This is a genomic window from Lacrimispora xylanisolvens (assembly GCF_002934545.1).
GTDB lineage: Bacteria > Bacillota > Clostridia > Lachnospirales > Lachnospiraceae > Lacrimispora > Lacrimispora xylanisolvens.
In genome coordinates this window covers 282,448-306,651 of the sequence record NZ_PTJA01000003.1, presented here as the reverse complement: position 1 = coordinate 306,651, position 24,204 = coordinate 282,448, and the positions used below count along the sequence as shown (strand labels likewise).

General features: G+C 41.2%; 15 protein-coding genes and 1 tRNA gene. 1 reads left to right on the top strand and 15 read right to left on the bottom strand.

All coding sequences use genetic code 11. From position 1 onward, the window contains the following. Window positions 1–76: 76 nt before the first annotated feature. The 5 genes from BXY41_RS06995 to BXY41_RS06975 form a co-directional block, all read right to left on the bottom strand. Window positions 77–961: a carbohydrate ABC transporter permease gene (locus BXY41_RS06995; RefSeq protein ID WP_242980079.1), complete on the bottom strand. Its 885-nt coding sequence runs from the start codon at window positions 959–961 to the stop codon at window positions 77–79. 11 nt (window positions 962–972) lie between these two features. After that, window positions 973–1,908: a carbohydrate ABC transporter permease gene (locus tag BXY41_RS06990; RefSeq protein WP_104436104.1), complete on the bottom strand. Its 936-nt coding sequence runs from the start codon at window positions 1,906–1,908 to the stop codon at window positions 973–975. A 71-nt stretch (window positions 1,909–1,979) separates the two neighbouring features. Further along, window positions 1,980–3,428, bottom strand: coding sequence for an ABC transporter substrate-binding protein (locus BXY41_RS06985; RefSeq protein WP_104436103.1), 1,449 nt, complete (start codon window positions 3,426–3,428; stop codon window positions 1,980–1,982). A gap of 193 nt (window positions 3,429–3,621) precedes the next feature. Then, window positions 3,622–3,897, bottom strand: coding sequence for an acylphosphatase (locus BXY41_RS06980; protein ID WP_104436102.1), 276 nt, complete (start codon window positions 3,895–3,897; stop codon window positions 3,622–3,624). After that, complete coding sequence (locus BXY41_RS06975; RefSeq protein ID WP_104436101.1) at window positions 3,882–6,047, bottom strand: putative bifunctional diguanylate cyclase/phosphodiesterase; 2,166 nt, start codon at window positions 6,045–6,047, stop codon at window positions 3,882–3,884. The genes BXY41_RS06980 and BXY41_RS06975 overlap by 16 nt, the downstream gene beginning before the upstream one ends. Window positions 6,048–6,225: 178 nt before the next feature. On the opposite strand from BXY41_RS06975, the gene BXY41_RS06970 reads away from it, so the two are divergent. Further along, window positions 6,226–6,298, top strand: a tRNA-Thr gene (locus BXY41_RS06970). 273 nt (window positions 6,299–6,571) lie between these two features. Here BXY41_RS06970 and BXY41_RS06965 read toward each other — a convergent pair. The 10 genes from BXY41_RS06965 to BXY41_RS06930 all read right to left on the bottom strand — a co-directional run bounded on the left by BXY41_RS06965 (window position 6,572) and on the right by BXY41_RS06930 (window position 24,203). Further along, window positions 6,572–6,931 carry a molecular chaperone Hsp90 gene (locus BXY41_RS06965; protein WP_104436100.1) on the bottom strand — a complete coding sequence of 120 codons (360 nt, stop codon included), beginning with the start codon at window positions 6,929–6,931 and terminating at the stop codon, window positions 6,572–6,574. Window positions 6,932–7,148: 217 nt separating this feature from the next. Further along, window positions 7,149–21,221: a SpaA isopeptide-forming pilin-related protein gene (locus tag BXY41_RS06960; protein WP_104436099.1), complete on the bottom strand. Its 14,073-nt coding sequence runs from the start codon at window positions 21,219–21,221 to the stop codon at window positions 7,149–7,151. Window positions 21,222–21,319: 98 nt separating this feature from the next. Further along, on the bottom strand, window positions 21,320–22,153 hold the full coding sequence (locus tag BXY41_RS06955) for a hypothetical protein (RefSeq protein WP_104436098.1): 834 nt from the start codon (window positions 22,151–22,153) through the stop codon (window positions 21,320–21,322). Between the two features lie 109 nt (window positions 22,154–22,262). Beyond that, window positions 22,263–22,445, bottom strand: coding sequence for a hypothetical protein (locus BXY41_RS06950; protein WP_104436097.1), 183 nt, complete (start codon window positions 22,443–22,445; stop codon window positions 22,263–22,265). Window positions 22,446–22,476: 31 nt separating this feature from the next. Beyond that, window positions 22,477–22,848 carry a hypothetical protein gene (locus BXY41_RS06945; protein ID WP_104436096.1) on the bottom strand — a complete coding sequence of 124 codons (372 nt, stop codon included), beginning with the start codon at window positions 22,846–22,848 and terminating at the stop codon, window positions 22,477–22,479. A 30-nt stretch (window positions 22,849–22,878) separates the two neighbouring features. After that, complete coding sequence (locus BXY41_RS26655) at window positions 22,879–23,043, bottom strand: hypothetical protein (RefSeq protein WP_170072249.1); 165 nt, start codon at window positions 23,041–23,043, stop codon at window positions 22,879–22,881. Between the two features lie 17 nt (window positions 23,044–23,060). Then, window positions 23,061–23,345: a hypothetical protein gene (locus BXY41_RS06940; protein ID WP_104436095.1), complete on the bottom strand. Its 285-nt coding sequence runs from the start codon at window positions 23,343–23,345 to the stop codon at window positions 23,061–23,063. Between the two features lie 27 nt (window positions 23,346–23,372). Continuing rightward, entirely contained in the window at window positions 23,373–23,549 is a 177-nt protein-coding gene (locus tag BXY41_RS26650; RefSeq protein WP_170072247.1) for a hypothetical protein, read from the bottom strand. Window positions 23,550–23,627: 78 nt separating this feature from the next. Then, the gene (locus tag BXY41_RS06935; protein WP_104436094.1) at window positions 23,628–23,906 is read right to left on the bottom strand and encodes a hypothetical protein; all 279 of its coding nucleotides are present in this window, start codon (window positions 23,904–23,906) and stop codon (window positions 23,628–23,630) included. A gap of 39 nt (window positions 23,907–23,945) precedes the next feature. Further along, complete coding sequence (locus tag BXY41_RS06930; protein ID WP_104436093.1) at window positions 23,946–24,203, bottom strand: hypothetical protein; 258 nt, start codon at window positions 24,201–24,203, stop codon at window positions 23,946–23,948. Window position 24,204: the final 1 nt, after the last annotated feature.

The window sequence follows — 24,204 nt, the reverse complement described above, 5'->3', positions numbered from 1 at the left end:
ACGTGTACTATTCTATCATAACATCCGGAAGACCGAATAGCCAGAACACAGACTGTTCCGGCTAAAAATGGAAGGACTAACCTTTTACCGCACCGGCCGTCAGCCCTGCAATAAACTGTTTATTGGAAAACATGTATACGATCAGGATGGGGATAATCGCTATGGAAGCGCCTGCAAGCATAATATGCCACTCCGCTGCTGAGTTAACGGAATATTTTAGCTGAACCACTGCAACAGTCAAAGTCTGAAGCTTTGGTATGGAAATTGTCATGATTAAACTGGTGATGTAATCATTCCAGGCGTTCCGGAAGGAGAATAACGCCACTACTGCCAGAATGGGCTTACTCAACGGAAGAATAATGCGGGAATATACCCCGTATATGCTGCATCCGTCAATAATTGCAGCCTCATCTAATTCCCTTGGAATTCCTTTGGTAAATCCCATGACCAGAAACACATTGGTCGCCTGGCCCCCAGTCAGTGCAATCACCAGTGCAAACATGGTTTTGTTTATTTTCAGTGCACGGAGCAGTTCGTAAATGGGATAGAGAGTAACGGAGCCCAGTGACACAAACATCATGGACATATAGAGTGCAAGCAGAATCTTTTTTCCTGCAAAATCTTTTCTTGCCATAGCAAATCCGGCAAGGGAAGTGGTAGCCACTGCGAGAATCGTCACCGATACGCTGACCACAACGCTGTTTAACGTATATTTAGTAAAATCAGCCTGTATAAACGCTTTATAATAGTTTTCAAAATGCCAGACACTGGGAAAGAAACCGCCTCCCTGGGTCAGTTCGGCATTGGTCTTAAACGATCCAAGAACAGTATAAATCACCGGATACAGGGTGAAAACAATCATACCCCCCAAAAAGACCCATTTTAAAATCAACGCAGCCCGGGCTTTGTCAGACAGATGTACTTTTTTCATTCTCTTATTCGGTGCATATGCTTCTGTCATAATCTGCCTCCTTAATAAATATCATCCAGTTTCCTAGAAACCTTTAAGTAAATCACCGTAACCACACCTGCAATAGCAGCAGAAACTACGCTGACTGCCGCACCGTATCCATACTGGGGGACCGTTGCTTCCGCAGCTGAAATCGGAAAGAAATACCGGTATCCGTAAAGAGACATGACCATGGTCGCATTATTGGGACCGCCCTCGGTAAGTACCATAACATTGGTTATATCATTGAAGGCAGATGTAATTGCAAGCATCATAATGATCTTTAGAATTGGTCCCAGCATGGGAACAATGATATACCAGATCGTCTGAAGTTTACCCGCTCCATCTATTCTGGCGCTTTCAATGGCATCCTCCGATACCTGCTGGATTCCTGCTATAAAATAAACCATATAGTTTCCGACACCGCCCCAGACGGCTGTCAGAATGAGTGTCTTCATTGCGTGATCTTTACCAAGCCAGTTAACAGGACGGCTGATGATTCCCGATTCCAGTAGATATTTATTAACTTCACCGTTATAAGCATTAAACAACAAGTAAAATACAAGGCCCATGACGGCAGAACTCATGATTGTAGGAAGAAACATAATGCTCTGGGTGATTCCATTTCCGCGTTTCTGCTGATTTAAAAGAAATGCAAGGAAAAAGGCCAGAGGGATAATAATAAGAACTTTTCCAAATCCGTAAGTAAACGTATGAAGTACACTTTCCCAGTACACTTTATCCCGAAATACTCTTGCTAAATTAGCAATACCTACAAATATCGGCTTTCCGGTTCCATAGCCGCCATATTGATAGAATACATACTTTAACGTCCATACAACCGGATACAGAGAACAGGCTGTAAAAAGAACCAGATTTGGCAGCAAAAAAGAATATGTCTGCAGGTTGTGTTTTAAAGTCTTCTTTATTCTGAGATTCCTGCTTATCGTTTCTTTCATCTGTGTACTCCTTTCTTAACGAAAGAGGGGCTGCCTCTTTTTTGAAGTGGCCCCTCTTTTCCCTTACTTATTTACTGCAATTTAGGATTCATGGGATCATAACCAGGAATCTTCACTTCATATCCTGTGTTATTCTTAATAGCAGCCTGATAGGCCTTGTTATAGCGATCAGTTAAATCCTTTAATGCAGTATCTGGATCTGCATCTCCATAGTAAATTGATTCGCAGGTCTTAAACATATCCTCGCCTTCCACGACCATGCCGGAAGCAAATGCTGAGTGAGGTGGCTTTGGAAGAAGTGCGTCTATATCGGATATCAGCAGCCATTTCTTATTCTGGAAATCAACACTTGGTTTTGCTTTTGCAATAACACTCGGCAGAATACTCACACCGTAACCGCCTTCATAGTAGCCAACCAGATAATCTTCATTTGTGAAAATATCTTTATATACTTTAAATGCCTTCTCTAAATTGGGACTCTTTGCATTAATAACATATCCGCCGGTCCCGGTGAAAAGCTGTTTTCCAGTTGCTTTGCCTCCAACGGTTGGAATGGGCACACAATCCCACTTATCAGAATCCATAGGGAACTGATTCTGGTATACTCCTGGCTCTGCATGGCTGTAAGACATGTACATACCTATTTTTCCTGCTGCAAACTGCGTTCTTAACGGGTCAATATCAAGGGATTCACATCCTGGGAATGCACTGTCCTCAGAAAGCAGTTCTTTCCATAATTTGAGAGATTCTGCCCATGGTGTAAAATCATATTCTCCCTTTGCAAAGTCGTATCCATTTACAAGTCCTGTTTCACGTTGAAGCCCGATCAATAAGGACCGCTGTAAACCAGAGCTTGCACTCTTCATATTTTCAGCAAATCCATAAATTCCCTCACCAGACAGCTTGGAAGTAATGAGTTTGGAATCTGCTACCATTTCCTCCAGAGTTTTTGGAGGCTCTGCAATCCCTACACGTGCGAATATTTCTTTATTATAGAAGAGGCGGCAGGTCGTTCCAGTGGTGGGAATAAAGTAAAGCTTTTCATCCAGTTCGTTATAACCTGGAAAGATGACGTCCTTGAAATACGTCTTCATATCTTCATCCATAAAGTCATAGAGGTTTGCCCACTGACCTTCATTCACGTATTTATCAAACATCTGATCCTGCTGTACCATGATATCAGGCAGCTCACCGCTTTGTACTGCCATATCAATGGCCTGAACATAGTTGTCCGTGTAGAGCTGGTAATTTACCTGAATATTATCTGTGTTGGTTTTGTTATACTGATCAACCTTTCCCTGTACATAGGATGCATCATGGCGATCCTTCGACCAGATGTTAATCACGGTTTTCTCCCCGCCTGCCGCCTTTGTGTCAGATGATGCCGCTGTTGTTTCCGGTGCTGCTGTCGTCTGGGCATTTGTTGTTTCAGTCGTTGCTGTTTTGCCTGAGCACCCTGCCAGCGTACCCGCTGTCATGAGTGCAGCAAGTGTAATTGCTCCAATTCTTCTTAACCTCATAAGATGTTTCCTCCCATTTCTTGTTTATGGGTTCATTATACGGGATAAATGAATGACCGTAAATGCAATATCCGTCTATCCCATGTTCAAAATCCGATGTTGCAGTTCATAGTCTGTACACATTCTTGAAACACAAAAATCCCGGTAAATACAAGTTTCCTTGTAAATACCGGGATTATAAGAATTTTCTATTTCATCTGACCTGAAACCCAGACTCATGCTTTACAGGTATTAAATCCACCTCGCACTGATGAATTTCTATAAAACGTTCCCCTCTCAATATCTCAAATAAATGATCAATTTTCTCCCGTTCACCCTGTACTTCCATCTCTACACGACCGTCATCAAGATTTCTCACCCATCCCGTCAGTTTTAACTGAGTGGCAAATTGCATGGTTCGAAAACGGAAGCCCACACCCTGGACTCTTCCATCGACATAAATGTGTTCTCTTATTATTTCTCTGTGCATATATTCACCGCCTTATTTTCATCTGTGGGAGACAGTGATTTTGTTTCACCAAGAAGCCGTTCAAAATCTTCTAACGGCATCGGTCTGGCAAATACGTATCCCTGTATAATATCGCATCCAGCTGATTTTAAAAATTCAACCGTTTCCGTAAACTCCACACCTTCTGCAATGGTTTTAATATGAAGTTCCTTTGCCATATTAATGATGTTGGAAATGACGATTCGCTCTCTCCTGATATCATTACTTTTTCTAAAGAACATAATATCCAGCTTAACAATATCAATGGAAAGATTCTTCAAGAGATTTAAAGAAGAATAACCTGCTCCAAAATCGTCAAGGGAACAGATAAATCCTCTTTCATGAAGTTTTGCCACCAGACCGTTAAATACTGTATCATCCGAGAGCATCACTGTCTCAGTAAATTCCAGTTCCAGTAAACCGTCGGGAATCTCATACTTTTCCTTGATACTGCCATAGTAATCTACAAAATCTTCCCTCAGTATGCCCATTTTGGAAACATTGACAGCAAGGTTTATAGGTGGATTTCCAGACTGTAAATATTCATGAAGCCATTTACAGGAAAGATCAAACATATAGCGGTCCAACAGGATAATCTTTCCTTCCCGTTCCATAATCGAAATAAACTGTCCAGGCAGAATGGTTCCTTTACGAGGATTATCCCATCGGACCAGGACTTCTCCTCCCACAATCCGATTGTTATTCTGAATGGAGATCTTAGGCTGGACAAAAATCCGAAACTCCTGTCTTTCTATGGCTCCTTCCATCTCCGATTCCAGTTCAGATTCATCCACAACTTTGTCCCGTATTTCCTTATTATAGAAACCAAACTGATCTCCGGGTAAGCTTTTTATGTATTTTTGCGCAATGTTTGCCCGATTCACAATATTATCGATAGAAACATTCCGATCTTCCTCTTCCAAGCAATATACTCCCATACATAGTTCGGTTGCAATTCGTTTATTATTGGTTAACTCCTGCTGGCGGAAAGCCTGAACCAGTTTCTGAAACCAGTTCTGCAGTTCTGCCCTGGATTCATATTGACAGAGTCCTGCAAAATTATCCGCTGACACTCTGCAAAACAGAAAATTCTGTTTCGGGCACTTTTGCAGTAAATTGGCAATGGTGATAAGAATCCGGTCTCCTTCCTCATATCCCAGCACATCATTAATAAACTTAAATTTTTTAATGTCACAGTACCATACCGCATAGCTTTTCATGTCCGCATTTTTAAGAATACGTTCCGCTTCTTCTTTAAATGCATAAAAATTATGGCAGCGGGTAAGTGAATCCGTATAGGCAATATTAACCAGAGTTTTCTGGTTCGCCGCAATTGTTCTGTACTGTCTGAAATAAAATATAAAAAACAATCCGGAGGATAACAATATCAAAATTCCGATCCCAACAGTCGTTTCCATATATCTGATTTCCAAATCGGATCTGGGAAATGTATTTAAAAGATACCAGTCATTGATTTCAAGGGGTAATAATACAGCATGTTCCTGCCCCCTGACTCCAATTTTTAATTTGGAAGAAGTTTGCTGACCACTGGAAATCATATCGTAAATTTTATGTTTTATATCACTCCCCGCAAGCTCATCACTTCTATTACCTGATGCTGCGATTAAATTTCCGCGGTTGTCAAAAACTGCGCAAATTCCTAAACTTGCATAAATCTGCGTATTCAGCAACTCATTCAGTACATGGCATACATTTCCTGCGTAAAGATAACCCAGGGGCTGGTTTTCATTGCCCTTTATTAAAACGTTTAAATAATAATCTTCTCTGTCTAATCTTATCCAGTCAAGCTGCTTGGAATATTCCACCCTCATACCTTCCATGGAAAGCTTCATACGGCTGACTATATCTGGCAGCTGTCTGGCATGATCAGAATCCATGCCTCCAAAACCTGCTGCTATGGTTTTAAGCAGGTAGATATCCCCTTCTATCCGGCCTTTGACTGTTAACTGGTTTTGCTTGGATACGCTATTATAATAATTATTATTTTCTATATCATTCTTCTGCACCATATAAAGAAGAAAGCTGATGCAGCAAATAATCAGAAACAGCCATAGGAGTACAGGAATTGCCATATCAAATTTTCTAATTCTGATATTTTCCCTCACATGCATAACAGTCCCACTCCTTGTAACGAAAGCTTACATTTTGTTCTTTTATGTTAATTATAGCTTTTTATGGAACGTTTGGCAACGATTACATAATCTAAGATTTTTTTCATAAAGGGGTTGATTTTTCACCCTGTTTTTGTTATACTGTCAAAGGTTCGGCACTGTGCCGAATAGCCGGATTGCTTCCGTAGCGCAGTTGGTAGCGCAACGCATTCGTAATGCGTGGGTCGGGGGTTCGAGTCCCCCCGGAAGCTGTTGGAAAACCTCGTGTTTACGGGGTTTTTTTATTTTAATTAATTCTGTCGGCATGAAAATATCATGTTTTTTCAAAATAAATCTTTAGTGCTTTTATAGCAAGGTATAAAGCATAGATGCACATTTCCATTACAGATAATCATTGATGTCGGGATAATAAAAAACCTCCCGTATTTAATGTGATTTCCAATAAGCAAAACAAAATAGCATAGCTTGCTGGTGACATTCGATCCGCGAGGTTTTTTCCTAATACTTTAAGTATTTAAATTTAATTATTCAATAATAAGTTCTTTCTTTTCAACTATTGCTGTTGCCGCTGAGCAAGCCGGGCAATCACAATAGATCGCGCCTTCAGATTTAATTTTTTTTGCATGTCCTGCAATATTCTTAGCGGTATCCTCTCCAAAAATCTGAATTCCATGATCAGATTCTGCAAAACCAATTAAAGCATCAATCGGTATAATATCTGCCTCCAGTTCTTTTATGTATCTTTTTGTTTCAGCTGCTTCCTCTTCCGTCCCAATTGCATCCAGCCATGTCTGTGCGGCAGCTTTTGCTTCCTTGCTGCAAGATGGTGCATTGATTAATTCATGTGATTTTTCAACTACATAATTTAATACTTCTTTATTCATTACGATGTTCCTCCTTCTTTATCTGGAAATTAGTTACATTTTATCACAAAAGAAATAGTTTTACAATTTTGCATATATAAATTTCTATCCCCGAACTTTTTATGACTGCATGCTCTGCCCGGCTGTTGCTGTGCCCGGATTGGTACAGGTGTGACTGCATTCCCACGAATCCCATCTGAGACCATCGCAACTATATTATACTTGCATTTCACCTTACTTATTTTTTTCTTCTCACGATCGTAATTCCACATGCAAGAGTCAACAGACCCAGACTCAATAGTATCCCACTTCCAAGACCTGCATCGCCTGTCCCAGGTAATTTGCTTAGCCAGTTCCAAAACCCTGTTCCTCTATGGCTGATAATTCCAAGACAATTTAAGTCTGATTGATATTTAGCTGTTATTATGCCTTTTCTATTTCTACGCTCCGGACTATTAAACATTGTAAGTTCTCCTGTAACGATTCCGTCGTCCGTTATACAAATAGTCAGGAAGGAATCAATCTTTCTATACCCTGCCGGAGCTTTTATTTCATGAACCGTATATTGTCCAGAACGAATCGGACGGAATGAAATGATTCCATTTTTATCTGTTATTCCTTTAAATACCGGCTCTCCAGCTTCACCTCTGATCTCCAGCTCAGCTCCGGCTAATTTTTCCATTGTTTCAGTATCTGCCTTTTGGATTATCACTTCCGGAGAACGGTAATTAACAACTGATACGATACTGTTTTCTGCTACCTCTCCATTTTTAATAGTGAAGGCGTAAGTATGATCTGTTGCAAGGTAGCCAGGAGCTGACTTTGTCTCTTTGTAAGTATAGGTACCATTTTCTGGCATATCAAATTTTGCATATCCATCCTCACCAGTATTTACAGTCAGATATAAGTTTCCGTTAGGGCGGTAAATAGAAAATTCCACTCCTTTAATCCCCTGTCCTGTTGCCTCATCAGTCTTGTAGAGATACATTTTATCCGAGCCTGGAATTTGCTGACTGGGATCCGTCATAGTAACCTCCAATAGTTGGGAACTTTTGGGTGTAGTAAAGGCTATATCAGAGGATAGAAGGTAACCAGCTGGTGCATTTACCTCATGAAGATAATAAGTTCTTCCTGCTACTAATTCACCTATGATATCTATCGGTTCATCTGTTGATACGAAGTCTGGAACAGCTACGTTTTTTTGCTGATCCAATATCTGTAAAGTGGCTCCTTTTAAAATACGACCAGATGAATCTACTTTTCTGATACAGACTCTGGTTGTATCATTACTCATTACTACCTGGTCAATGCTCCCAGTCTTGCTGACAGTAAAGGAAATATCTTTTGCATAGGCATACCCATCTACCGGCTTTTCTTCACTAAAGTGGTAAGTTTCTCCGGCTATTAGTTTTCCTATCATTTCATGAGGCTGTTCCCCAGATATCCACTGTTCTATCTGATTTCCTTCATTATCTATTAAACTCAGACGATTCCCGGGAAGTTCTTCGCTGCCCGTAATTGTCTTTTTAGAAAGGATCACATGGGTCGGGTCATCAATCATAATCACAGTATTCCTTTGTCCGCTTAAACTCACTGTAAATGCCACATCTTTTGCATAAGCATAGCCATCTGTTGGTCTCAATTCATGAAGCCAGTAATTTTTTCCGGCAATCAGCTGCCCTTTTATCACTTCGAAATGGCTTCCTGTTGTGAAGATTAAATCCTCACCGGTTATTATACCATTTCCATCACATATAGCCTTTGCAGCTGTTTTATCCTCATTTAAGATCTGAAGCGTACTTCCGGATAATGGACGTGCTGCTTCAGAAAGAGTACTCTCCGTCAAAGATTTGGCCAGTTTTTGAATTTCAACTTCCGTTTTTTGATCTCTCATAGTGACGGTTATCATTTCCGCTTCTTTTGGTACAGTAAATGTCACACTCTCACTGCAGGCATACCCGGCAGGAGGCTCCTCCTCAGAAAGTTCATAAATTCTGCCGGCAATTAAAAGTCCTGTAAAAATAACTGGTTCTCCGGCTGGTGTAAATTCTTTGATCAATGTGCCAGTATCCTTTTCCCTGATAGCAAACCGCCCACCGCTTAAAATTTCTCCTGATTCTGCATCCATTTTAAAAAAATTCACTTCTGTTTTCTGATCCTCCATGATAATAGTCTCAGAAATTCCGCTGTTTTCTGCAGTAAATCTAATATCATCTTCATAAGCGTATCCATCCGGAGAACTGACCTCATGAATGATATATTCTTTACCTGGTATTGCAAGTTTTGCTGGGATTTGAACCCTCTCTCCTTCCTTCGTAAATTCATAAATCATCTCATTTGTCTCTGCATCAATCAGCTGATAGCTGCCTCCGGTTATTTCCTTACCAGTATTCCTGTCAATCTTGGAAAAATACAGCCGCACCGTCCGGTCTTCCATATCAACGTTATCAACCATTCCTAAAGCATTTACTTCAAATCGGTACGCACCGCTTATGAGGCTGTTCCCATCGCTGTAAGAGGTTGTCTCCATAAGTTGATAGCTTCCTCCGGCTGTCAGGATTTCCCGGATCGCTTTGTTATTATAATTGCTTTCAAACACTTCACTTTGGAAGTTTTTCTGGATTTCTCCGGTTACGATTTTCTCTCCCGGTTCATATCCATCTGCTCCCACTTTGGTGATTTCATATCTGGTTCCATAGGGCAGACCGTAAAAGGTAATAAATCCATCTCCGGTAAGAGTGATATCACCCTCCCCCTTGATTCTTCCTGTTTTGGAACCGGAAAACGCCTGATATCCAATTAAGGCCGTTCCTGCCTGATCTGTGAATTTCACATGATAGGTAAATGCATCGGCCTGGCTCTTTCCTGTCCCTGTCAGTTTATTTATGATACTGATGGAACCATCCGGGACAATCGGGTTCCAGAGGTTCGTGCTTTTTGTAACCGCTCCGACTGTCGTAATAAAGTTTGCTTTGGCTTCCGTTCCATTTTCTCCGCTAACTACAGTTACCACATCCACGGTTCCGCTTTCATGGGCTGCTATATTGGTTAGATTCCAAGAGACGTTTCCGTTTAATTCAACACCATAGGAGGTGGAGCGTAAATAATCAAGGCCCTCTTGGAGAATTGCTTTTACTTTTATATCTGCCGGATAACTGTATGGATTGGTATAGGTAATTGTGTATTTCATAACGCTTCCTGTCTTTACTGCACTGTGATCTGCCCCAACGCGGCTTGTCACCTTGGCAATTGGACTTTCTTTCGTTACCGGATTGGTTATGGTGTAATCGTGGGTGTGATCACTGACGATCCAGTTTGCCAGTACATTTCCCTCAGAGTCGGTCAGTTCCTGCCTGGTCTCTAAATAAGTTCTGGAATCCAGTGAGTAGGTTCCCTGTTCATTAAGATAGATCCGTCTGGTTTCTTTTCCGGATTTTTCTGTCTGGCCGTCTGAATACCTGGTATACTCGTTAATCTCATATAAATGCCCGTCCGTGATCCCGTCATCAGCTGTCAAGATAAGGCTGCTTCCTGTTCCCATGAAGGCTGGAAGCTCTGTCCCGGTGTCTAAATCCTTTAAGATAAGGTAGGTTTTTACCGGAACTCTTCCGGTTATGGTAAGGGCTTCTATGGCGCCGTTCTCACTTGCCAGTTTTAAAACACTGAAATCATTGGATACATTTAAGATTCCTGTTCCTGACTTATTTACAGTAAAGATCACCGGTGCTGAAAGAACGTATCCGGCTGGAGCTTTTAACTCATCCATAATATAAACCTGTCCTGCTGATAGCTTCTTTGTCAGGGTGAAACCGTTGGGTCCTGAAATGGTTGTTGCTATGGCTTCTCCGTTCTTTTCATATTCGCCGTTCACCGCTACCGCCTTGTAGACAGCAATCTCTGCTCCTTCCACTGCCATGCCGGTGTCAAAGTTTGTTTTCTTGAAAAGGATCTTTGTTGGGTCATTATAAACCTCATAATGATAGAGCACTTCATTTACGTTCTCTGTCCCGTCAAATTGGAATTTCTTGATTCTCTCGGTAATCTGATATAAATCGGGCGGAGAAATTTCTTTTACCGTATAGGTGTAAGCTTTCATGGTTCCATCCGTCTGGACCTTTCCTACTGGAAGCCCGGATAATTCTGCCATGCCATCCGTGCTGGTAGTAATGTACCAAATTTTACCAGTCTCTTCGTTTGTCACCTCAAACCTTGCATGTTCCAATCCTCCCCCTGTATCGGAGGCTTTCTTTTTTATCTCCAGTTTACCGATGGCAGGGGTATTCACCACTTTATAAAATGGTATCTTTTCAGCTCCAACCGTAATCTTTACCGGATCTGCTTTCTGCATGTAGGCTGGTGCTTTTGTTTCCACTATATAGTAAATTCCGTAAGCGGTCTTATCAATTCGATGAGGTTTTAAATCTCCTCTAGAAAGCCCTTCCGGGACAGCGTGCCCCGCTTTATCGGGCATATTTCCATTAAACTGATCCTCTTCCGTATAGGTCCCGTCCGATCCGGATATCCAGGTCTCAACCAAGTGTGTTTCATCTTCTAAAAGATTCCCCTCTGCATCCGAACGATATAAGGCAAGCTCGGCACCGGTGGCTGCATATTCTGCCGTTCCATCTGTCACTACCTTTAAGACATTGATGTACTTTTCCTCATTTTCAAGGCTAATTCTTTGCACATCTCCGGTTTCTGTCAGGACAATTGCCTTCGGATCGGCTGCTTCAAACCCATCCGGGACCTTTTCTTCCACCAGGACATAGGCGCCTATTTTTTTCCCGTTCATTTCTACATTCAAAGGCAGATAATCAAAACGGTGCATTCCCTCTAAGGTGTCATAGCTTTTGATCCCCCCATTTTCTTTATAGTTAAACTGATATTCAAAAACCAGAGGCAGCTGACCGTCTGTATCAAGGGAACCGTTTGTCACATTTCGGTAAATGGTGATTCGGATCGCAGCTCCGGTATCGGTAGTCCAGATCTGAGTGATATTCTCTCCCTTTTCAGTCGATATGCTCTCCGTCCGTTCTGCACTCCGTTCCCCATCTTTGGTGTACCAGGTAAGATAGGTGAAACCTTCTCCTTTTTCCCTGTAAGCGGCTTCAAAATCTGTCAGAAAGCTGGATTTGTTAATGGTAAGACCCAGGAAACCTTTTAAGCGATCCGCAAGCTTCTTACTCCTTTCTGTCAGCTCCGTGTATTCCGTTAAATCATCTGTGGTCCACTGATCTACTTTCTTTGACTCATCGTACTGGGGCTTTCCTCCTTCCGTTAAAATAGTTCCGTCCTGGTCTGTCTTTGCCTCATATAAGGCCAGTTCAGCCGAATGATCATTTGGCAAAAGAGTTTTTACTCCCTTACTGTCTAAGAAGTACTTATAAACCTCCAGTTTCGTATGGTCATTGGTTACATTGATGGTCTGAACGTCACCGGCTGCTTTTACCGTAATCTCCATGGACGTTCTTACATACCCGCTTGCTGCTTCGGATTCTTCCAGGATATAATCTCCAGCCGGAATACCTTCAAAATATTTGGCTTTTCCTTCGGTTATCCAGTCTGCTACAATCCGTACCGGCGCATTGTCTGCGGTACTCTCTACGGTCCATTCAGCCGGTTTGTTTTCTGCTTTGACCAGGTAATAACCTTTGGGATAGGTGTTACTGTCTGTGGTGTAAACTCTCTTAGCATTGTAAAGTGCCAGGTGTGCACCGGTGATCTGTTGATAGCTGTAAGCGCCTTTGGGTTCCGTTACAACAAGACCATCTTGGTAATCACTAATAACTGGTATCCGGTATTGGTTGGCTGCATCAGTCTTTGTAATTTCCACCTTAATCTTTAAATCTTCCATGCCGGTTGCTTGTACTTCTTTTGTTTCTTCTACGGTAATCCCTTGTGGAAACCCTTTCTGGTAGCCGGAAGGAGACGTTACCTCTTCCATGATGTAAGTCCCTGGAATTACACGTTTTAACATATCTGCCTGTCCTGCTGTCATAACCGTTTGGAAAGGATCATTTGGATATTTTTCTCCAGTAATCCAGATGTTTTCTATTACCCAGGCTTCTCCTTGACGATGGTATAGCCCCGGATCGTCTGTTATATCCTCTTCGGAACCTATGGCATCTCTTCCGGAATGATCATTAATCCGGTAAGCCGCCCGGTTATAAGCTTCCAGTAAATCATCGTATTTATAGCGCACATAATCCCCGTCAATATCGTAAATGGGATCACCCTTTTTATAGGTTTCCTCTGACTTCTGGTAATACTCCGGCAATCCATGACCATTTAGAACCGGGTTTATGCTCTTTCTAAAAGTTTTTCCCTGGTACGTCCCGGTTGTGTACTCCTGATCGGTATCTGCATTCACAGCAGCAATCCGGAAGGTTTTAATCTTTTCCCTGGCAATGACAGCCCCAGTCTTATTTTGCGAAATCTTTACCGGCCATACCAGGAGCTTATTTTCCTCTTTGGTGTAAGCCATTCCTGTGGTCGGGTCGACATATGCATCCCGGTTTCCTTCCGAATCCAGGTGATAGAGTGTTGTTTCAGAAGGTAGTGCCAGTAGCTTGTCTGCTTTTGTATAGCGAACCTTGGTTAAATCTCCTCCTTCAAGCTCAAAGACTGGTTTTCCTGCCTTTAACACAAAGATGGATTCCCGGTTTTTTACAGATACCTTATTGCTGTTTCTGTCATAACCGTAAACGGCTCCATCTGCTCCGATCTCTGTGACCGTAAGATCTGCCAGGGAATAAAAAAGAATGTCGGTATCCTCCCGGTCAATGGTCTCATACGTCCAGGTACCTTCCCCAGTTTCTCCGGATAGATTTCCTTCCGGATCCTGCTTATTAATAAATTCTACGGTGCTTCCAGCATATCCTTTTTTCACTTTGATGGACTGGACGTTATTGTTCCGGTCTCTCTCCACTTCCACGCCGTCATATCCGTAATCTCCGCTGTCTCCGTTTTCTTTGACCTCAATGGCATCGTAGAGTGCCATTTTTGCCCCAACTGCATAGCGGTTCTTATCATCCGCAGTATCCAGTGTTCTGAAGACCAGACCATACCCGGCAAATACACCATTTAAGTAAACTGGCTCGACATTCTCGCTCGCTTCTTTTCTGGCTTGAAGAGATTCTAAGGTTCCTTTAAACCAGGCATACCCTAAGTAGGTTCCGTTTTTATAGCCAAACTCCAGGTTTTCCGCCCCGTATCTCTGCTTTAATTCCAGTTCCGTTCCTTCCACTCTGGTTTCGGTCTGATAGGTAACGGTGGAAGCTGAATCCTTAATCTTGGATACTTCTAAGCGAATCGGGGTATTTCCCACATAGATCCTTGCGGTATCCTCATCTAATGCTTTATTTTCATAAATGGCTGCAGCCACTCGTTCATCCCGCTTTCCGTCCTGGTAATAGGTGGTCTGATCGGAATAGATCTCAATGGCTACCGGCTTTGTTCTTACATAGCCAGCAGGTGGTTTGATTTCACATAAAACATAGGTCCCGGCACCTAACGGCTGGGGTGTAACAAGATATCCTGTATTCTGATCCTGATAGGAGGTGGAAGCCAGATTCCCTTCCTGTGCCTGTAACCCATCTCTCATTGTTGTAAAGGCTTCAAACTGACCGGTCCTTCTTCCTTCTTTATCAGAAAGAAATATCTGTTCTCCTTCCTCACAGATCGGGGTGCCGGCTGGAACCAATCCGCTAAAGATCTCACCTGATTGAGAGATCCCGGCAGCTCCCATTGCTTCTAAAAATTCCTTAGAGCCTTCGATCCAGGTATCTGTTTCATAGAAGTTTACCTTTCCGTCTGTATTTGCCCCGTCCTCCCTGGACGCTGCATACAATGCAAACATTGCACCATCGTGAAGGATATTTTCACCTGTTTCTGAATCTAATTTTTCGATTCTCAGCCTGGCTTTATAAAACCTGTTATTAAATTTCGTATAACCAAACCCTTTATATAAGCTCTCCCCATTTGGAGAAAGGGCGCTGTCTGCCACCTCTGTAACTGCATTGTCAGAGGCCACTACCGTCCACGGTACAAGCATAGGGGCATAATTTCCATCATAGGCAATCCGCGCGCCCTGCATGGTCATTACATTATCTTTGTACTGGATTCCAGCACCATTACTTTCTGTACTGGTTCCTCCAGGGAATGGGACATCATTTGCGATCCCTTTGTTTTCTGCAACGGAGCTGAACCGGTAATATTTTGATACCGCATCTCTACCACTTAAGCCCTCTGACAGATAATAGGGAACCTCACCACTTATCCTGGCATCCTGCTCATTGTAGTAGTTTTTATAGGGCTTGAATCCGTTCTGGCTCAGGGCAAAATAATCACCTGATCCAGTTCCAGTCATGCCATTTCTAATATTATCAATGTCCATGCCATACTTATAAACTTCAAAGTCGCCATCCGCATTTCTGCCCTTGATAATGTTTATATGTTCCTCATTGAGGCGGATCCTGTACTTACTCTCCATCTCAGGCTGTGTTGTTCCGGCAGAATAATTGTAATAATGATTAGTCACTTCCGGAACAGCCTGGGAGCCATCATAATTTGCATATACAGAGGGGAGCGAGACTTCTCTTGGCTTGTCAATCTGGTAATGTTTGTTCTTTAAATCTCCCAGGTTACTGTATTTTGGCTGCTGTTCTGCCACCACATAGGTTCCATATGGCAGATATTTTGATGTGGCAAAATAATAACCATCGCTGTTTCCTGCAGTATCACCAAATAATGTATCTGCGGAAAGTGTCGTAAGATCCTTATCTGCCCCGCCTTCCTGTGCACTGTCCCATTCAATGGAATAAATCCGGTCAAGGTCATAGGAAAAGAACGGTTTTAAATAGTTTTCTGCCTTTTTTATTGCTTCTGAAAGGGCTTTGTCATAAACTTCATCGAAATACACACTCTTTCCTGCAGCACTTTCTGCTTCCTCAGACTGATTCTTTTTTACCAGTTTTGCAACTTCGTCATCCAGATACCAGGTAATTGCAAACTGGCGGACGTTGTCTGAGCGGAGTGCATTATCTGCAGCTATATCTGAGGTGTTGATATTATTCTTAATGTCTGCATTGTTATGTCCCGCTGGATATTGATTTTCTGCCCCTCCTGTTCCAAACAGGAGCTTCTTTATTAGAGCAAAAGGCTTAAAGGATGTGCTGCTGTTTTCTGTATGATCCCATTTATCCGCATTGGCCACATTTATGGCATCAAAAAACTTATCGTAATTATAAACAGAGATATTTCTTGCTTCGCTACCGTTATCCGCCTTTACAGATATGGTTTCCAGTACGGAAGTATAGCCGTTATTCTGGCTCTGATTTATGAAACCATCGGAATAGCTGTATAAGGAATCGTTGCTTACAACTGCATCTTCTGAATTTTTATATAAAGGAGAGGTAAGGTGCTGGACTTTCGTATAAACCTTATTTACCAGGGCTGGAAATCTCTCATTTTTGTCATTTACATTTATTTCATTTCCTAACCGGTCCTGCCATACGACATTCCCATCATGATCCCGGTGCAAGCGTTCCAGGTTTGATTTTAAGTACACCTTAAACCGGAAGTTGTCCATCTTCCTGGCCACCATATTCCTTCCAAAATGCCCGCCAAATGTTCTGGTAAACCAGTCCTCATGGGCTGCGCCATAGGTGTTGGTATTTTCATATGATTTTTCATCTATGGTTTTAGTAACCTTAATTTGCTGCCCAATAATACGCTCCTCAATTGGAGTCGGTGTTTCTCTTGTGTTTCCATCCTCATTCAAGTCGTGATAACCATTGCTAATCAATCGCTGATTCTTTATGAAAGTTTTGTTATTATCAAAATCTGCGGAAGTAAATGCTCCAGCTCCGGCACCGGAAACACGAATGACATATTCTGCATTGGATATGCTGGATCCAGCTGCATACCCCCATACATTATTGGAGCCAATCGTGTTTATATCTTCATTGGTTATTACACTTTTTCCATTATTTAGTGCTATAGTAAAGTTTCCTGATTTAACCCCTCTAAGATCCATATCCTTGGATCCAACATGAATGGTATACTGCTTTGCCACCTGATCATAGTAGTAATAAGTGCTACCAGTCTGGTCAGTCACTTCTTCCATGGAGTTTACCTTGGGAATCTTTGAGGAACTTACATTCTCCTCATTTACAGTAACTTCCTTGTAATTAGGCTCCCAGACTTTTCTGGTTACAGGAGCATGGCCAACATATGTATCACCATTTAAGTACCAGTAATCGTAAAGGGTTTCGCCTGCAGCGTAATGAAGGTATCTCTCACTGTCTGAGGGATAAATTGTTTTGTCTGTGGGAATTCCATCGTCACCGACTTCAAAATCTGGCGTTACATTGATTATGTATTTGCCTGTATCCTCCACTTTTGCAGCATTTAATTCATCTCCTGTGTATTTTCTTATGACATATCTTCCATAGGTTGTATTCAGTTTTGTTAAGTAAGCGGCAACCACATCACCACTGGAATTTGTCTGATACAGTAAAGTCCTGGCCGGAGTCATGCCGACAACAATTGTCACAATTGCTTTTCCACCACTGTATTCAATTTTTTGAAGCCCTCCATAAGTAAATACTTTTTCGTTGATGTAATAATTTAAAATGGCTTCGATAATGGATTTATTGGTTGTGACATTTTCAATTTCAAGAACAATTTCCGGCTTTCCGTAGACGGTTTTTCCATTCACCGTCCTCTTTTCATCATAGACTGGAGTATTGATTGTGGAATAATCACCATCTTTCGGAGTTTCCATCTGCAGTGAATCACGCATCATCTGCTCCAGTTCGGCTTTCACATACTTTACGTTGCTTTCTGAATTGGTAAATGCACTGGCAAACCTTGCCGGATCACTGGCAACTGCAGTACTTTCTGTCGGAAGTTTATCCGCCTCAGTTCCAGTTGCTTCATAAGGAACCTTTACAGTCGCAGTTACTCCAGGCTTTTCAATCATATTTCCATTGATATCACGCTTATAAACAGATTGAGATTCTGCCGTCTGATAATAAGGGGCCTCTTTTGCATCAACCCACTTTCCTCCATCCACCTGCTGGATTACTACCGGCTTTAATGTGACGTTATTTATGTAGATATCTGCGCCTTCCGGGATTCCATCAAGCACTACATTATAACCATTGGTAGCATCCTTTGATTTTGTTTCAAGAAGAAGTAAGTTTTCCTTATTTCCATATGCAGCATTCCTCTCTGGAAAGGTAACTGCATGATAAAGCTGCTTTGTGATCCAGGCGGATCCCACCGGATTTGTTCTTGAATCAGCGGTCTCACCATAGGTCTCACGGGTGCCTGTAACAGCATTTGTAACCTCCATATCTTTTCCAGTGATAGAAAGTTCGTATCCTTCAGATCGGGTAAGTTCTTTAATATAGTAGTTGCCAAGGATTAAAGGTCTTCCGATCCAGCCGTCTCCATTCATGGATTTATTATTTCTGTATATCCGCCCCCTCTCTTCTTGTGGCTGCGCCTTTTCATATCCATCTTTCACATACAGATTTTCCGGATAGCTCTTTCCGGTGTATTCAATTTTTCCGGTCTTATAATTGTAAAAGCTGTGAGGTTTTTCTGTCATTGTTAAGAAAGAACCCTCTCCATTTTTATCTGTGGTTGCCACGGCAACAAGATCATTTGCATCAAATACCACTCCAATTCCGGAGGAGACATTTCCATTCTCATCTCTTTGGGTATCTGGACCGAAAATATCATCGGCTGCAAACAAACCATATACAGCGCCTTCTAATGTGGCATCCCCCTGGGTATCTCCAAAGGAATCATAGTTTTTGGATTCTCCTGCCTTTAGCACCATATCTCTTTTATTAAAATGAACCTGTCCAGGTATGCGATGATCGTACACTTTAAAGGTATGAGCCGTATGATTACCTGGTCCTTTGTCCACTTCTGGCTGACTGTCTACCTCTCCCCCTTCAAAATCACCACTAAGAGCCTTTAAACGAAGTGCTGTTGTCATAACTGGTTCTTCATCTGTGTCTTCAGCCGCAAATAGACTGATTTTCCTTGTGGCTCTTTTTACTTCAGATATAGAGGCTTCCGAATCAGTGGCCAGGCTAGATCTCAATGAATAATTAATAAAGTTCTTTTTCGCCTTTGAGGGGGTTGATTCATCATCATCTATGGATTCATCCAGAAATTCATCATCCTCATCCTCTTCAAATTCGTCTTCCGGGAATTCGTCTTCAAATAACTCTTCATCATCTTTTGCAACCAGCTTTACGGTTATTTCCTTCTCTTCTACAAAAAAAGTAGGAAGCCCCATAAATTTAAGCAATTTATTAATAATTCTTTCTCCCAGCGGAAGATCATAGGTTTCTTTCAGGATTAAATCTGTGCTTTGATCCGGATCTTCAAAACTTTCGGAAGGACTTGCTAAAAGATTATCACTGTCAGAAAGTAACATTTTATTTTCACTGATAAGATCATAATCCTCTGATTCAAGATCTGCCCTGTTTGCTAAACTCTGGACTGCAAATCCTTGGAAATCTTCGTTATCCGAACCACCTTTAGTCATGTTGCGCACATATCCGGTAACTCTAATATCCGCATTACTGATACTTTTCCATTTTGCTGATCTTTCGGCTTCCGATGCCGCTGTTGTGATAATTTCTATCGGCACATCATCCGGATGGCCCGGATCATGAATGATATAACCATCTCTTGGCTTTGTTTCCCGGAAGGTATAATCATATTCAAGATTGATAAACGTTTCATAAGCTGCGTCTCTGGCTGCCTTACAGCCTGACGCTTCAAAAGCCTCTTCTTCAGATGGTTCTTCCTCGCTTCCACATTCCCAATGGTGAAAGGTTCCACCACTGGCTGCAGCACGGGCTTCACAGGCATCTACTCCTGCCTGCCATTCCTCCATCAGTCTTTCATACTCTTCCGCAGCTTCATCCGCTTCATCGCTTCCTTCTCCCTCTTCACCTTCCCCCTCTTCAGATTCATCTATTTCCGGTTCCGGAGGAATTGGATGGCCATTGCAATAAGCATGACTAAAATCGTAATAGCGGGTATCTTTATGAGAAATACGTCCACTGGCATCTGTAACCAGGTCATCATCAAACACCATCCAGTCCTGCCATGTTATTGGATCTTCTCTCATGTTATCTTCAATAATTCCACCATCAGTTTCATCATCGCTTAATTGACTATCATCAAACTGCTCCAATACCTGCCATGTAGAACCCTGTAAAGGATTACCTGTTTCATAATCTCTCTTTTCCAATTCAACCTTGTAATTGGATTCAAAGGTTTCATCGTGCTGGTATACTTTTAGTGACACTTCTCCATCTCCTGGCGTCGGAGTTGGGGCATTTGCGCTATATTTTGTAGTGAGGAAAAATTCACATGTTTTTTCTTTCACATTTCCTTTTGCCCGGTATAACTGCTGGGAACCTGGTACATTGCACTGGAAATACTCCAGGCTTCCTGTGACTTCTAATACTCTAAAAACAGTTGGATCATAACTGATCTTCATTACCGCTTCTGATGGTTTCTGACCAGCCGGGGCATTGGGGAAACTCCAGGAAAGGTTCTGTCCTTCTGTATTAATGACCATTCCTGGAGTTACCGGATCAATCCTGCAATACTTTACAAAGGTTTCCCAATCTTTAAGCCCCGTTAATTCATACAGTTTTTTCGTATCTATTTGACCGGGACCACTTCTTAGATCATTGATATACATAGCCTGTCCGGCAGTATTGTGTTTACTGATAAGGTCAAGGATATCCTTCGGGCTTTTACAGCCTTCCGGTACGTTTTCCAATGACATGAATCCATCATTGGCCATGTTTTCGATCCAGGTTGATCCACCATTGCTTTTGCCCTTGGACCATGCAACTTCTCTCCCGACTTCTGGAGTAACCCGTCTACTTCCAAACTGTGTAGTAAGTGCTGTATTTCCATCATAACTGCCAAATGCTCCAATATAAGCCCAAAACATACGCTTCTGCTCAATGGTTCCATTATTATAATCAATGTCCGCATTCACCTTGGAATAGTCATAATTACTATGAGCTGAAGCACCTTTGTTTATGCAAAAGAAATAGGTTTCTCCTTTATCGCCAGGAGCCTTCCCCTTTAGATATGGATGTCCTGCTTGACCAGAACTGACAAACACCAGTCCAAACCCCCAGGAATCAAGCATACCAGGCGGTAAGTAAGTAAATACAGGCGTTAGTAATAAGACAATTGCAAGCAATGCAGCAATTCTTTGATTTAGTTTTATACCTTTCTTCCAGTATTTAATCATTATTTCTCCTTATTTCTATCTATTACAAAATTTTGAACACAAAAAAGCTACCGATTATATTTAACCGATAGCTTCATCTATTATGAAATATTCAATATTTAATTAAATTTTATAAATGGTGCCTGTTTTCCATAAATGATACCATAGGAAATGTTGGGGAACTTTCCTTCTACACTTTCTGGAATTTGGTAACCAGTTGCTTTACAGTATTCACCTAATTGTGTTAACTGTGGTTCTCCAACTAAATAATAAGATGGAGCATAAACATCTGCTACTGTAAAGTAATTATCCTTTGTGGTTGGTTCATAAGCCAACCATACACCATCTACCAAAAATGATGGATAAATATGGCTAACATAACCAAGCCCATTTGATGGTAATCCAACACATGCTGAAAGTAAATATGCAGCGTTAGTGTAACCATTGCAATTTGCCTTTCCGTCTACCAGGCAACTATAAGCATACTGTGTTCCTTCCTGATCCAGATAATCTGCTTTCGTGATTCTCTTTGCAACCTGTACTGCCTTTTCGTAATCAGAAGCATTTCTCCAGTCAAAGCTGTTTAAAAAGTTTTGTAACTCTGTTGCCAGGCGATCAACATTTTCCTGATCTGGACTCAATCCTGTCGTTCGATAATTCGTTAACTTTGCAATAGCAGCCAATTCTTCTGCTCTAAAATAATTAAGAGAAAGTGGCTCTTTATTCGTGACCACAAGATCAAAAGCATACTGCATAGGACCAACAGGCTCATTGATAAAATTATGAGGATCACTCTTCCAAGCAGTTTCTCCCGTAACCGGGCTACTTATAAACCATGGTTCCATATAGCCTTTTAAAGGATATTGTGGATCATACGTATCCGCAAAGGATGTTATTGCTGTTCCAATCACTAACATAGCTGACATCGCTGCCACTAATAAATTCTTTTTCATACATCGCCCTCCTATCACTTACTATGATGATAACATATATTAATCCACTTATCAAGGCGCTGGGAAATGCCCTAATATATGCTATCATCTATTTAAGACTATTAAAATCTCACTTTTTTAACTTGCGGATTCTTCTAACCGCAGTCGCTGGAGCATCTATGTATTCTCCTGTATTTAACAGTATCCCAACAATATCATTACTTGTGCCTATGACAACACCGTACCTCTCTTTACTTTCTGAAATCACCATAACCGGTATATCTCTGCTCTTTTCTCTCATTGTAAGTTTCATCTTATCTCCCCTTCTCACATTGTGTTTATTCTTATCTTGGAATTAAACAATGCTCATTCCATTCTTTCTTTATAATGCTAATATCTTCATTGGCAACCGTACACTTCAAACACTGGGTACAAAAAACTTTATATGGACTCCCGCTACAAAAATCTTTTCCATCTGCACCAACCATATATGGATAACCACCACAAAAGCATTTTTTCAAGTCATCCCATGGGTGGATTGCTCTACCTATACCTAGTTCACCTGAAGTGAGGCAAAATGAATTTTTCACGTTATGCACCACTTCCATTTTGGGATCAATGATAATATTTAATTTATCATCTTTGTGATATAACTTTAAAAGAGTATCGTATGCCATGCCTATATCAATCCTATTCTTATGATTTTTTCTTGTCATGTTTTAGCTCCTATTTATCCAAATTTCAGTTTAATTTAGATAGCCTTTATCCCTTGCCATTTGAGAGAACTCTTTGAGGAACTGTGCTACAACATAATCCTTTTCCAAATATCTGCTATCCGCCCTCTTTTCACATTCCTTCATGGCGTATTCTGCATCCCATTTTATTAATTCATTTTCTTGCTTTAAATCCATACTCCCCTCCTCAAATCCTAACTTAAGGAGATGGGCTTCTCTGTCCAAACATCATCCATAGTAAACCCATGGCCACCCAGGAAATCCTCTACTTCAACGCATACATGCCCATTAAATAAAACTGTCTGTAATGCTTCTTCTGCATCAGCTATATACCGTTCTGTAAAATCAGCCAAATCATCAAAATCAATCCAAATGCATAAATTACCTTCGCCATCATGCTCCACGATAGTCTCATTATCTTGGTGTTCTGCTACCCATTTCCAAAACTCATCAATAATATCCTTTTTAAATTTGTCCATCGTCGTCCTCTCCTAATTTCAATTACCCTAATAGGCTCTCCTATCCGTCTGCTTTGACCCGGTAAGTGTCTCTGTTTCCCGTATCTCATCTTCTGACAAACTGCATTCATGAGTGCAATGAAAATCTTCCCCTATGGGTTCACATGTTCCAAAAGCATTAATTTGATCATTCATATCATAAAAATAACAACTATAACAGTTCATTGTTCCTCCTCAAAATCCTAATTTACCATTCAGATGATGCTATTATGTAAGGGCCTTTATATTCTCCATTCAATTCAATCACTTTTCTATAAGGTGTGAATTTATGTACAAATCCTTTAAACCACATAAGATCATTAAATTGTGTTGGAGTATGTTTGCATTCTCCCTCTTTTTTATTCTCTCCATGTCTTTTGGTTCTTTGGTTGGATACCACATTCCATTTTTATCAATATCTAATTCTGTAATATCTCCATCATCCAACTTATCGAAATTCAGTTCATACCATTTCTTTGCATCTTCTTCTGATGTAGCTGCAACCATATCATACTCACATATGTCAAATACTTTAATGTCCATACATTATCCTTTCCGCACCTGCTGTGCTAAACTTTGGTTTTACCGCCTATCATCATAGTGCTGAAAAATGGCTTCACATTTACTCACAATATTCTTACATACCTCTTCATACGCAGTGTTTCGTGATATTATTTCCAGCGCCATCATAAGGCTGTTTTCTGCATTACCTCTATGGTCTACAATAACCCACTCTTTATTAACAGCTATATGATTAAACTCTCTGATACTGGGTACACCGACTTCAATGTCAATGAGTTTCTCGTGTTTTTTACTCAATACAAATTTTTGCTTCGGCATA